At 43.9% G+C, this 12,527-nt stretch carries 9 protein-coding genes; 3 read left to right on the forward strand and 6 right to left on the reverse strand.

Annotated elements, in window-relative coordinates:
- Positions 1 to 86 precede the first annotated feature (86 nt).
- Both ACVFI8_RS17950 and ACVFI8_RS17955 read left to right on the forward strand, forming a co-directional pair.
- The gene (locus ACVFI8_RS17950; RefSeq protein WP_248712221.1) at positions 87 to 755 is read left to right on the forward strand and encodes a tetratricopeptide repeat protein; all 669 of its coding nucleotides are present in this window, start codon (positions 87 to 89) and stop codon (positions 753 to 755) included.
- Between the two features lie 337 nt (positions 756 to 1,092).
- Positions 1,093 to 2,052: a sensor domain-containing diguanylate cyclase gene (locus ACVFI8_RS17955; protein ID WP_248712220.1), complete on the forward strand. Its 960-nt coding sequence runs from the start codon at positions 1,093 to 1,095 to the stop codon at positions 2,050 to 2,052.
- Positions 2,053 to 2,055: 3 nt separating this feature from the next.
- On the opposite strand, the gene ACVFI8_RS17960 is transcribed toward ACVFI8_RS17955, so the two are convergent.
- The 3 genes from ACVFI8_RS17960 to ACVFI8_RS17970 all read right to left on the reverse strand — a co-directional run bounded on the left by ACVFI8_RS17960 (position 2,056) and on the right by ACVFI8_RS17970 (position 5,976).
- Positions 2,056 to 2,583, reverse strand: a complete 528-nt coding sequence (locus tag ACVFI8_RS17960) for a hypothetical protein (RefSeq protein ID WP_248712219.1) — start codon at positions 2,581 to 2,583, stop codon at positions 2,056 to 2,058.
- Positions 2,584 to 2,872: 289 nt separating this feature from the next.
- Complete coding sequence (locus ACVFI8_RS17965; protein WP_248712218.1) at positions 2,873 to 4,156, reverse strand: hypothetical protein; 1,284 nt, start codon at positions 4,154 to 4,156, stop codon at positions 2,873 to 2,875.
- A 32-nt stretch (positions 4,157 to 4,188) separates the two neighbouring features.
- Positions 4,189 to 5,976, reverse strand: coding sequence for a thrombospondin type 3 repeat-containing protein (locus ACVFI8_RS17970; protein WP_457872160.1), 1,788 nt, complete (start codon positions 5,974 to 5,976; stop codon positions 4,189 to 4,191).
- A 222-nt stretch (positions 5,977 to 6,198) separates the two neighbouring features.
- Here ACVFI8_RS17970 and ACVFI8_RS17975 point away from each other — a divergent pair, with 222 nt between their 5' ends.
- On the forward strand, positions 6,199 to 6,957 hold the full coding sequence (locus ACVFI8_RS17975) for a helix-turn-helix transcriptional regulator (RefSeq protein WP_248712216.1): 759 nt from the start codon (positions 6,199 to 6,201) through the stop codon (positions 6,955 to 6,957).
- A gap of 562 nt (positions 6,958 to 7,519) precedes the next feature.
- Here the strand turns inward: ACVFI8_RS17975 and cspE are convergent.
- The 3 genes from cspE to putP all read right to left on the reverse strand — a co-directional run bounded on the left by cspE (position 7,520) and on the right by putP (position 12,483).
- A complete protein-coding gene (gene cspE / locus ACVFI8_RS17980) occupies positions 7,520 to 7,732 on the reverse strand; it encodes a transcription antiterminator/RNA stability regulator CspE (RefSeq protein ID WP_248712215.1) in 213 nt (70 codons plus the stop codon).
- Between the two features lie 328 nt (positions 7,733 to 8,060).
- Complete coding sequence (locus tag ACVFI8_RS17985; protein WP_457872162.1) at positions 8,061 to 10,706, reverse strand: polysaccharide lyase 6 family protein; 2,646 nt, start codon at positions 10,704 to 10,706, stop codon at positions 8,061 to 8,063.
- Positions 10,707 to 10,986: 280 nt separating this feature from the next.
- Entirely contained in the window at positions 10,987 to 12,483 is a 1,497-nt protein-coding gene (gene putP / locus ACVFI8_RS17990; RefSeq protein WP_248712213.1) for a sodium/proline symporter PutP, read from the reverse strand.
- Positions 12,484 to 12,527: the final 44 nt, after the last annotated feature.

Raw genomic sequence — 12,527 nt, forward strand, 5'->3', positions numbered from 1 at the left:
CTATTTTCCATAGGCCTTAGTGTGGTAGCTTTGCGCCGGTTGTCTTTTTTGGTCATTAGGCAACGGTTAACAAAGGAAAATAAATAATGAAAAAATCACTCTATTGCTTAGTGGGTATTAGTGCATCGATGTTAGTCGCTTGCAGCAATACCAACGACGCACCTGTAAACTCATCCGAAACCTCTGCGATTGTGTGTTCTGGCTCTTGTGGCCAAGAGCAGTTTGATCTTGCCCAACAACTTCATACTGGTGATGGGGTAGAGCAGAATTATGATGCAGCTTTAGCCGCTTACTTAAAGGCTGCTAATTTAGGCAACGTACCTGCAATGACTCAAGCCGCGGTGTTATATAGCGAAGGCTTAACAAACCAAGGCGTTAACAAAGAAGCAGCGCTTCAGTGGTTAACCATGGCGGCTAAGCAACAAGATGGCGAAGCCCAGTTTTTATTGGCTGAGCATTATTGGAGCGAGCAAGATTATGGTCAGGCAGAGTTTTGGTATAATCAAGCTGCCTTGAATAAGCATAAAGAAGCGGCTTATCTGTTAGGTCTTTACTATTTTGAAGGCACTAACATGGAAGAAGACCCTGAGCAGGCTTATGTCTGGATGTCGATTGCGGCGTTGTTAGGTCACAGTAATGCACCTGGAGATCGTGATTTTCTAATTGGAGAAGAACTCGATATGACCCAAAAGAAAGCTGCTTGGGCAGAAGTCGCTAGACTCATCGAAACGATGGGCATTGAAGTGCCTTGGTAGGGGATGGTTAGTGTCATATTGACAATACTGACTGGTTAAAAATACGGTGAGTGAACCGGGAACTTGGTAAGTTTGTGTACTAAGTAACCTGGTTTACTCGTTGTTATCTACTGATTGCCCCCGCTGGTTAACACTTCTGCTATACATTTATTTGCACTGCTTCGCTAATGAGTACTTCAGCGCTAAAGCCTGCTGTTATACTTATCTTTAATGAACCTTAAACTTGCCATTTTCCAACTTGAGATAGATACTAAAACTAATTGATAATTAAGATTAAATTAATGGATGTTGTTGTTATTCGTTTATCCATTCATGATTTCCAATTAAGAAGCATAGTATGCAAGCACCAGATACACCGGTTAACGAAGCGAGTAGGCTACAAACACTTAAACAATTAGATGTTTTAGATACTCAGCCAGAAGAACGTTTTGATCGTATTACTCGTATGGCAAAGCGCTTATTTAAGGTGCCTATTGCCTTAGTCAGCTTGGTTGATGAAAATCGCCAGTGGTTTAAATCCTGCTTTGGCGTTGATGCCACTGAAACGCCACGCGATATTTCATTTTGCGGGCATGCCATATTAGATAATACTACCTTCCAAATTCGCGATGCGCTTGAAGATAAGCGCTTTGCAGATAACCCATTAGTCACTGGTTACCCCTATATTCGCTTCTATGCTGGCCATCCTTTAAAGGCACCCAATGGCGATAAGTTAGGCACTTTATGCATCATCGATACTGAACCGAAAAGTCTCGACGCTGATGATTTATTAGCGCTGAGCGATTTAGCCGCAATGGTTGAACAAGAGTTAGCCGTTTTGCACTTAGCGGGTACCGATGAGCTAACCGCTATCTCGAATCGTCGTGGTTTTATGCAACTGGCCAAATACTCATTTGCTATGTGTAAACGACAGCAGCTTCCCTTGGCCTTGGCTTATTTCGACTTAGATGCGTTTAAGCCGATTAATGATCAATATGGGCATGCTGAAGGCGATAAAGCCCTAAAGTTGGTGGCAGAACAGATGCGACTTTCGTTGCGAGATTCTGATTTATTTGGTCGCTTAGGTGGAGATGAGTTTGCGGTATTGTTTACCAATACCCGTTTAGATCAAGCCAAAGAGGTGTTAGCTCGTTTTGCTGACGAGTTAAGCCAAACAGTGGCTGAGTTGAATGTAGAGTATTCTTTAAATTTTAGCTATGGCCTAGTGGATGTAGATTTTGAGCAGCAGTCATCGATGGACTGTGTTATCGAAGACGCTGATCAAATAATGTATCAGCATAAAAAGAGTAAGCGCTAAGATTTAGTATTTAATTAAGTGTAATCGCCGCCATGGGGGGAGCAGCTTCTGGTTGTCGAAAATAATGTAGGGCGCGTATCGCTGCATACACATTTTGGCAGCAGAGCGATAACAGGGCGGTGTGTTAATTATTAATAGCAACTGGCCGGGCAATAAGGCTTGTTGGTAATTAATTAAAGTGTGGTTTTCTTGGTTGAAGGCCACCATACCGGCTAGCCAAGCAGTAACGAGGCTCAGTAGCACTCCAATAATAACAATACTCAATATGTTTAGAGAAATTAAGCCGCTTAACCATAGCCCTGCGATACAAATTGCTGTTGCAATCAATCCAAATAGGGCACCTAACAAACATTTTCTTACTATATCTGCTTGTTCAATAAAGGCTGTAGCATGCAATTGATGGGTGCTTACTTGCGCCTCGATATGAGACACAAATTTTATTTGTTTCAGGTCTAAGCCTAGTTCAAGCAAACATTTCTGTATCGCTTGTGCTGGCTGGTGGCTGTTTAGTAAATAATGAAGCTGGTGCATGCGTTGCTCCAGTTAAATTTAACCCATACATATCTTAACGTAGTCGCTGATTGATAGGATCACTTCGCCATTGAGTTATTTTGTATCAGCTTTGTGAGTGACTTGGCTGATTACAGACGCATATGCTTGTAATTTCAGCGCTAGAACGGCGTGTCCAAAGGCCGCGTTTCCGTAAATCAGAAGTGCTCTACAATTCAGGTTGTATTGTTTGTTCATTTTGCTCACTACATTAAGGCTAAGCCAGTGGGCTTAGCCTTTTTAAGATTACCGTTTACTGCTCGCTTAACGCTTATGGGCAATCATAAGGAAAGCCTTGTTGATCGGTAAAAGACCAAGCTTCAACATTAATATGGTTAAAGTTATTACACATATCTGCCAACGGATAGGCCATTTCCAAATAACTGAAACTTCCCACATCGGCGCTACCACTCAGAGTGAAGCTATCTTGTGACAGAATGCTAGTTTTACGGGTAAATAGGCTGCCAGTGATAACCATGTTGGCGCTATCAATACTACTGTCCATGGCGTAAACGTTAGTAAGGTAACTGTTTTCAGCCCATAGTGCTGATTTGCCTCTTAGTTCTAAATCAGTTATTGGTGAACCTTGGGTTCCTAATACGTCAACATCAACGCTGCCTCCAGTTTCAATATTCACTTTGCTTGTGATGACGGTAGCGCCTATCAGTGATGAGCCCGCACCTACGTAGACTAAAGGACCGCTAAGCTGGTTCTCTACTGCGAGAGCAGCATTGGCAAACAAATCTACTTCATTAGTGACACTTAAATCGTAAACTTGTCCACCCGTTCCGGTGCCCATGTTTAAAGTATCGAGGCTGAGCGTGCCTTGACCTAAGTTTTTAAATCCTGAGGCATTTAATACTGTCATTTGAGCGCTACTAAGATTGGTGTATTCCATACTACTGGCAGTGTCTAATACAATGTCTTGGGCTTTTCCTATTGGTGAGAAGAAAAATAAACGAGAAGATAAGCTTGCTACGAAGCGCTGTCCTTCTACGCTGTCGTTATACACGATGGAAGAAGTTCCGGTAGACAAAAACTCACTGTTTACTGGGTAGCTATTATTTTCGAAGTAAACCGCGCTGCCAGAGTCGATAAAGGCAACACGATCGTCGTTAGCCTTACCTAAGATGTTAACCCCTTTGACGACCACATCTTGCTTACCAACGACTTTAATCATGCCTGCCACTTCGCCACCCTGCAGCATAATGCTGTCGCGGGTGATTTGCAGTTCGCCGTTGTCATCGGCCGCGCAGGTACCGCTTAAGTTCAAGGTTATCCAACGTTGGCTGCTATCGGGCTCAGCAAAGTAATCAAGCAAGGCATCATCATCATCACTACAGTTGATCGCTATTTCGCTAAAACCGTTGTTAGGAGAAGATGAAAGGCTTAAGTTTTTGAGATACAAAAAGTTATCGTTCATTTCACTGGCTTTGATCGTTCCGCCAGCTTGAAAGGTGACAAGTTCGCTTGGTTCAGCAGCGGCCAAGGCGAAGCTGCTGTTAAAAAATAAAGCGCTGGCAATGATGGTAAGTGTGGTGTTTAGTTTATTCATTATTTGTTCCTTAAATTTTGAATTATTCTCGACTACTGCCATAGGGCTTGGTCAAATTTGGCACTATCAAAACTAGCTACTTCGGGCTCTACGCTGTCACAGACATCTCCAATACCATCGCCATCAGTATCAAGCTGGTTGGCGTTGGCCTGTTGCGGGCAGTTGTCGCTATTGTCTCCAACACCGTCATTATCAGCGTCGGTGCTTTCATTGGCATCGTTAGGGAAGGCATCCGCGTTGTCACCTATGCCGTCGTCATCACTATCTTTGGTTTCGCTGGCGTCATTAGGGAAGGCATCCGCGTTGTCACCTATGCCGTCGTCATCACTATCTTTGGTTTCGCTGGCGTCATTGGGGAAGGCATCAGCGTTGTCACCGACTTGGTCACCATCACTGTCTTTGGTTTCGCTAGGGTCATTGGGGAAGGCGTCTGCGTTGTCACCGACTAAATCACCATCGCTGTCTTTGGTTTCGCTGGCGTCATTGGGGAAGGCATCAGCGTTGTCACCGACTAAATCACCATCACTGTCTTTGGTTTCGCTAGGGTCACTGGGGAAGGCGTCTGCGTTGTCACCCAATTGGTCACCATCACTGTCTTTGGTTTCGCTAGGGTCATTGGGGAAGGCGTCTGCGTTGTCACCCAATTGGTCACCATCGCTGTCTTTGGTTTCGCTAGGGTCGTTAGGGAAGGCATCAGCGTTGTCACCCAATTGGTCACCATCACTGTCTTTGGTTTCGCTAGGGTCATTGGGGAAGGCATCAGCGTTGTCACCGACTTGGTCACCATCGCTGTCTTTGGTTTCGCTGGCGTCATTGGGGAAGGCATCAGCGTTGTCACCGACTTGGTCACCATCGCTGTCTTTAGTTTCGCTGGCGTCATTGGGGAAGGCATCAGCGTTGTCACCGACTTGGTCACCATCGCTGTCTTTGGTTTCGCTGGCGTCATTGGGGAAGGCATCAGCGTTGTCACCGACTTGGTCACCATCACTGTCTTTGGTTTCGCTAGGGTCATTAGGGAAGGCATCAGCATTGTCGCCTACTTCATCACCATCACTATCGGCGCTTTCATCAGCGTTATGCGGGAAGGCATCTTCGTTATCATTTACTCCATCATTGTCGTCATCCTCGTCGTCGGTAACTTTAATAATTTGTCCATCTTGCACAATGACCGTTTCATCCTCAGCCACATCAGCCAGTATGTCTTTAACATCGTTAAACTGTTCGGCGACGGCCTCTGGCTGGGCTGCTTCTGCTGCGCTAGCAGGCATGAGTTCAGCGGCTACCAGCAAGCCAGCTAATTGGGCAAGATCTGCTTGTTGATTGGCGATAAAGTCACCGAGTAGCACGGTATCTTCTTCTAGCCCTAGATCATTGGCTATTGTTTGACTCGCTTGACTTAGGCTTAAGCTTTCATCGTTGCGCATCGTGATATGCACAAGTGTAGAAAGGGGCGTTACTTCGGTTTGGCCAGCCGGAGCAGACATCATGTAACTGCTAGTAATTGCAGTATCGGGTTGATCTTCATCGATAGTTTGTCCAGCAATTGCTCGTACCACCACAGGGATGTCGTCAAGATTGCTTACGCCGGTAATATTGAGTTCTGCTGTACCGCCAGGGCCACTTATGGCACTAGGTTCTCCATCGTCTTTTACAAAATTTTGATTTAAATCGAGCCATATTTCAGCTTGCTGTAAATAGCCGTCGATAGCGGTAACTTCAAGTGTAAGCGGACCTACTGGCTGCTCGGGATCGCTCCCACCACAAGCACTCAGGCCTACCGCCATCCCAACCGCTAAGGCGAGAGGATGAAATTTTTTCATAATTGTCCCTTTACGAAGTAAGTTTGCCAAAGCAGGAAGCTTGGCGATTACAGGGTAGGACATACTCACAGAGCGTTTCATCCCCCATATAGGTGATGAAAACCTTAAAAAAACATAAAACTTGATTCAGATCAGTTGCCTAGGGAAATGACTACGCGGAAGCGGGTACATAGTTAAGAGGCTTGTGCTTTAATGGTATGTACACTGTATTAGGGATGGGAAATGTTAAAAGCGTCTTTAATTCAATCACCATTAATTGAGCATCGTCATCGAGCGGTGTTCTGTGTTAACTCACTGAGTGGGCTGGCTGACGCTTTATTAAAGAAAGTGGCGATTGAAGGTGTAGTGCTGTTGGTGTTGGATCAGACTGGCTTACCTATTTTTAACTACAGTAGGGGCTTTACTGAACAGCAGTTACTGTGTTATCAGCAGCATCGCGCTGATGATGTTTATATAAACGACTACTTACAACAGCCTTCATTGTGGGGCTCTCTCCAATACTTGCAGCAACGTTTGCCTCTGAGAAAGATTGATAACCCGGTATTTCTTGAGGTGATTTATCCCTCAGTGAGTTTTAATCATACCCTTTCTGGTTTTCGCTCCTTGGCTTATGGTCACCGCTTGCTATTGAGTTGTCATCGAGAACATCGGTTTTCGGTCAACGAGCAATACGATATGCAAAGTCTTTTTTCATTGTTGACGGATTGGGCAAACCAGCAATTGAGTCTTTACCATATGCAGCAAAGTTTGCTTAGATGCCGTGATGTTAATGTCGCAATGGAAGCGCTCACCGAGACCGAATGGCAAGTGTTACTGCTGCTTATCGAGGGCTACGATGGGGCCGAAATAGCTTGCTTGCGGAATAAGTCGAAAGAAACAATACGTAGTCAGATTAAGTCTTTATTGCGTAAAACGGGCTCACGTAATCAAAATCAACTGATCGCTCGTTACTTTACCGAACCTCATTTATTTCAAGGTTAATCAGGATATTATAGTGTTTTTATTTGATAGCAGATAGCAGATAGCGACTAGAGAGCGAGAGTTGTGTCTAAGTTGTTGCTTATGATGAGGAGGATTTTCATCAGTTTATTTAGATCTTAACTCTCACTGAGAGGGTCTGCACTTATAGGGTTAAGTTAATGAGGCAAAAACCATATCGCAGATGTATTGCTGGTTGTTAAAAAAGTAATGTTAATGGGTTAAAGCTTGTTTTTGTTATTTGGCTTTGTAGCTTTCTTTACGATTATGCTGAAACCAAAATCTTTTACGACCTGTTGAACGAGCCATAATTGTCCTTATTGTTAATATCAGCGAGAAGACACCACAATATTGGGTACTTAAAGTGTGAGTTTAAGTGCTGATGCTTACGCTAAATGAATGTATTTATATGATATAACGAAGAGAATAAGAATCGCAGCGACATATACTAGAAGTAGATGTTTGAAATGGTTATATTTTCGCAGATACGGTATAAATGTGGTTAGTGAAAAATACGAGTAAGTAACGCAAATGGTGATTACACCATTTGCGCCTACTTTTGAAATTAAAGCGCTGTTACGTTAGCCGCTTGAGGACCTTTTTGGCCCTGCTCTACTTCAAAAGATACTTTTTGGCCTTCAGCTAAAGTTTTGAAACCTTCAGAAGCGATAGCACGGAAGTGAACAAATACGTCTGCACCGCCATTGTCTTGAGTAATGAAACCAAAACCTTTATCTTCGTTAAACCATTTTACTAGACCAGTTGTTTTATTAGACATTTTTGTGTCCCTTATATATTAATTAATAAATATTTCGCGATAATGCGATGCGCTCAAGCTTGAATTATTTAATGTGACGATAAAGCTAAGGGAAACACTAAGGATAACAACAATAACGAAGAGATTCTGAGGCTTTACTTTTACTTTTGGTTCACTAATAACTCTGAATTACAGAGCGAGATAGATACTACCTTAGTACTTCAAATTGTAAAGGTTTATTTTTAATTAACTTAACATTTAGCAAGCCACTGAATAGAGCAGCCGGTAATGGCTGCTCTGGGAGTAAAGCAAAAGGTGTAATGCGTGTTACTTGTGCCTAGTGAAGCGATTAATCTTCTCTGCTCATTAAGCGAACATCATCAAACAAACCTTCGCTGTTTGAGCTTGGGGTAGCCAAGTAAGTTAAGCTAAATTCATCGAGACGTACTTCCAACTCATCATCGGTGAATTGCTCACTGGCGTAGATTTCAGGATCGCTATTGCTGGTATCTATTTGCATAAACGCGAACACTTCAAGTGTGGTGTTGTCTGCTGAATTAAACGCTAACTCCACTTGTTTAAAGCAGGTTTTGACCGAACCTTGTGGAGCGTCATCCAAATCGCTAACATGAGAAAATGCTTCAGCGATTATTATGCCCGAGTCATCTTTTACCCCATAATGTAGGGTACTTAATGAGTCATCACCTTTGTTATCACAGTAGTAAAGTGAGTAGGACATGTTGGTATTGCTGGGTATATTAGCAACGGTTTGTGATAGGCCTGGGGTCGCGGTGAAGTCGTGGTTGCTGGCCGATGCCTTGAAACGAACTCGGGCAGAACCGCTAGATGATGAGCCTGTGTCAGTAAAGGCTGAATCCCCCGAGCTACCTACATCGCCTAAGCCCTCTGAATCACCTTCATGCTGCACCCAAACATTACTACTGCCACTATTGCTGCGAAATTCGCCTAAGTTGCCGTCTTCCAGATCGGTGGCCGTAGTCACGTGCTCAGGCAAGCTTAATATTAGCGTGCCGCTAGTACTATCACCAGAATTAAACTCGGCGCTTACCCAAGTATAATCACTGCTTGATTCCACACCTGATAGTTTTACCAAGTCGCCAATGGCCAGTTGATAACTGCCTTTAACGAAGGCTGATACAACATATGGCGTGTCGGTGCTTAAAGCTATGCTTTGACTCAAGCTACTCGCACCAGTTAATTTTGCGCTAGCACCACGTGAAAATGCATCAGTACCCGTTACTATTTCAGCGCCGCTGGTGGTCCAGTTAGCTAAGCCCTCATCAAACGCTGGGTTGTCTACATCAACTTCAAGCATAATGGCTTCAGGTTTGTTAAGACGATAGCTATTTGGACCTACATCAGCGTAATTAAGCGCTTGTAAGGCAACCTCGCTATCTAGTGCTTCATCAGCCCCAGCGCTGCTGACACCAGAACGAGTTTGACCGTCCATGTCGATACTCGGTGCGCTAAAATCACCGTTGTCGTAATCGCTTACTGCACTGATATCCGGTGTAGAATCTGAAGGGCGATACAAATTATCACTGCCGATTGCTAAGTTTGCACTATAGAATTCTATGCCTTCGGTACCCAGTGAGACTTGGTCATCATCAGAGAACGTTTGTCCATAAAAAATATTACCGGCTAGGCTTGAGTCGGGCATTATGCCGTTTTCTGCCTGAACGATGACAGGCCCAATTCCATGGTCAATCAGGTTATTGACTAAGTACACTTCTTTAGGCTGGTTCGATTTATTGCCACCATCAATATTTAAACTGTTAACGCTGTCTACGATGGTGTTATTGGCGATGTATACATTTTCAACTTGTTGGTAGCCGTTATCACCATCACCTGCACCGTCATAACCGAGTAAAACAATCCCCCCATGGTGGCTGGTGTTTTTATAACGGGCACTTTCAATATAGTTATTGGTAATGGTGTGGCCGTCATCAACAATTCTTAATCCTCCTGCAAAAGGGTAATCTTCACTAAGAATAAAGTTATTGCTGATGGTATTGGTATTACCATGACGGTTGGTTAATGAGCCGTAACTATTGCGAATAGTATTGTAAGCGATGACGTTGTTAGAGCCTTTGTTAGAAATAACTTCAGCTTCACCTTGGATCCGTTCGAAAACGTTTCGAACAATAAATGAGTTACCAGGGTAGTGGTGGGTGGCACTTAAGCCTGTTCTTATGGCTTCATAATCATTGTCGCTACTGCTAGCGTACATCTTATTGTCGGCAGGTGGGCGGTTAGCAATGTAGTTATTATAGACCACGATACCTTGAGCGAGTTCTGCTAGTTGAGTCTCTTCATCCCATGATTCATCTACCCAGCGGTTGAATGAAATCATGGGGTTAGCCACAGTTTTGCCACTAATAACGCTGTGATCTAACCAAATATCTTTACCATAAATATGTACTAAAATACCGTAATCATCTTGGGCTACAGCATTCAAAATGCTGATTTCGCTGATGCGACAATCAGAACACAAATCGTTAGTGCCAAAGCGAGTGGCAATTAAGTTACTGCCATATTCTACACCATCAAAAATAAGTCCTTGCAGCTGGCTGTAGCTACCGCCCATGTTAATTGCGACTTCACCGCCTTTTAAAATAGCTTTCCCTGGGTTTTCTGCAGCAATTTTAATGGGCTTATCTGCGGTGCCAGAGCCTCCAAATGTGACTTGGAAATCGCCGCTGTATTCACCATCTGCTAGGCAAAGCGTGGTACCTGCGTCCATTTCTGTAGACGTAGCGTCTGCGAGGCCTGATAGTGAATCGAATACTTGGCTACAGTTGATATCTTCAGTGCTTAAAACACCGTCAGGCAAACCGAAGCTAGGCTCACCTGAAGGATCCACTGGGTCTACAGGGTCTACAGGGTCAATAGGATTTGTTGTATCTGTACTACTGCTATTACATCCAACGAGAATTAAACCCAAAACTAGGGCTAGGCAGGTTTTACGGTACATAGAATGTCCTTTTCATTGTTAAATTTTTCAAGCGATACATAAAACAGGGATATCTTACGTAAAAAACTGCGTAAAAAAGTGATCGTATTAATATAATTTAATAATACATATTAAGGGCGGGGAATTTAGGGGTATTTGTGGTTTCGATCAAACTAGGGCGAGACTTTCGTAGCTGATTTACTCTTGAGTATCATTTGTTTTTTTAGCTAAATGTAGAGGTGTTTAATGGTCATAAAGAGCAGTATCAAATAGGCGATACTGCTCTTTTGTATTACATGTATTAGTCTAGGCTAACTAATTGCTCTTCGTATTTATCATGTGTTTTTTGAACTGATGCTTCGGCACCGCCCGTGGCTTTACTGACAACAATAATGGCAATGCTTGCCAAGATGAAACCGGGAACAATTTCGTAAATGTCGAACAAACCCCCACTGAGTTGCTTCCAAACTACGACGGTGACTCCGCCTAACACCACCCCAGCCAAGGCCCCATTGCGATTCATATCTTTCCAGAACAAACTGAGCAATAAAGCAGGGCCAAAGGCTGCGCCAAAACCTGCCCAAGCATAAGACACTAAACCCAGCACCGAGCTTTCGGGGTTCATGGCCAATACCAGTGCCACAATCGATAAGGCCACCACCGCAAACCGTCCGATACGTACTATTTCTTGCTGGCTCGCTTGTGGACGGAAAACTTGTTTGTAAAAGTCTTCGGCAAGTGCTGACGATGAAACTAATAGTTGCGAATCGGCGGTGCTCATAATGGCGGCTAAGATCGCAGCCAGCAGGATACCAGCAATCACCGGGTGGAAGATGGCATTAACCAATAACATAAAAATGGTTTCGCCATCTTTTATGTTGCCACCTAAGTGAGAGTCAACGTATACCGTGCCCACCAAACCAATAAGTAATGCGCCTGCCATAGATAGGGCGGTCCAACTAACAGCAATGCGACGAGCAGTACCGATGTCTTTGTTGCTACGGGTGGCCTGAAAACGCGCCAGAATATGTGGTTGACCAAAATACCCCAAGCCCCAAGCCACCAAGGATATGATTGCAATTGCACTTAAAGGTTCGCCTTTAACATCGGTCCATAGGTTTAAAAGCTCAGGGTTTTTCAGCGTAAGGGCTTGGCTTAAATCGCCAAAAGAACCTTCCATTGCCGCAATTGGTACAATCATTAGCGCGGCTGACATTAACAAACCTTGCACTAAATCGGTCCATGATACTGCCAAGAAACCACCAAATAAGGTATATGAGACCACACATACGGTGCCTACTATGACAGCTGTGCTGTAGTCTAAACCGAATACAGTTTCGAATAATTTACCGCCAGCGACTAAGCCTGAACTGGTATAAAACAAGAAAAATAACAAGATGAAAAAGGCCGAAATTGACTGCAGTAGTTTTGATTTGTCTTCAAAACGGCGTGCCAAAAACTCAGGGATGGTAAGCGCGTTATCCACCACTATAGAGTAGGTGCGTAGGCGTTTGGCACAAATCAGCCAGTTTAACCAGGTACCGACTAGCAGACCGCCCGCTAGCCAAAATGATTCAATGCCGGCTGCGTAGGCGTAACCAGGTAAACCGAGCAGCAACCAGCCACTCATGTCTGATGCGCCAGCAGATAAGGCGGCTGGCCATGGACCTAATGTGCGCCCACCTAAGAAGTAGTCTTCTGAACTGGAGGTGCGTTTATAGGCATAAATGCCAATTGATAGCATAACGATGAGATAGGCTATAAATGTGGCACTGATAGCAAAGCTATTTTCAATCATTCCTTTTTCCTTTTTTTGCTACTTTGAGCATTTTGGGTTTTATC

This window comes from Agarivorans sp. MS3-6, from assembly GCF_054112545.1.

Bases quoted from the DNA above. Each gene is read 5' to 3' on its own strand.
- ACVFI8_RS17950 (WP_248712221.1), top strand. From the start codon at position 87: ATGAAAAAATCACTCTATTGCTTAGTGGGTATTAGTGCATCGATGTTA.
- ACVFI8_RS17955 (WP_248712220.1), top strand. From the start codon at position 1,093: ATGCAAGCACCAGATACACCGGTTAACGAAGCGAGTAGGCTACAAACA.
- ACVFI8_RS17960 (WP_248712219.1), bottom strand. From the start codon at position 2,583: ATGCACCAGCTTCATTATTTACTAAACAGCCACCAGCCAGCACAAGCG.
- ACVFI8_RS17965 (WP_248712218.1), bottom strand. From the start codon at position 4,156: ATGAATAAACTAAACACCACACTTACCATCATTGCCAGCGCTTTATTT.
- ACVFI8_RS17970 (WP_457872160.1), bottom strand. From the start codon at position 5,976: ATGAAAAAATTTCATCCTCTCGCCTTAGCGGTTGGGATGGCGGTAGGC.
- ACVFI8_RS17975 (WP_248712216.1), top strand. From the start codon at position 6,199: ATGTTAAAAGCGTCTTTAATTCAATCACCATTAATTGAGCATCGTCAT.
- cspE (WP_248712215.1), bottom strand. From the start codon at position 7,732: ATGTCTAATAAAACAACTGGTCTAGTAAAATGGTTTAACGAAGATAAA.
- ACVFI8_RS17985 (WP_457872162.1), bottom strand. From the start codon at position 10,706: ATGTACCGTAAAACCTGCCTAGCCCTAGTTTTGGGTTTAATTCTCGTT.
- putP (WP_248712213.1), bottom strand. From the start codon at position 12,483: ATGATTGAAAATAGCTTTGCTATCAGTGCCACATTTATAGCCTATCTC.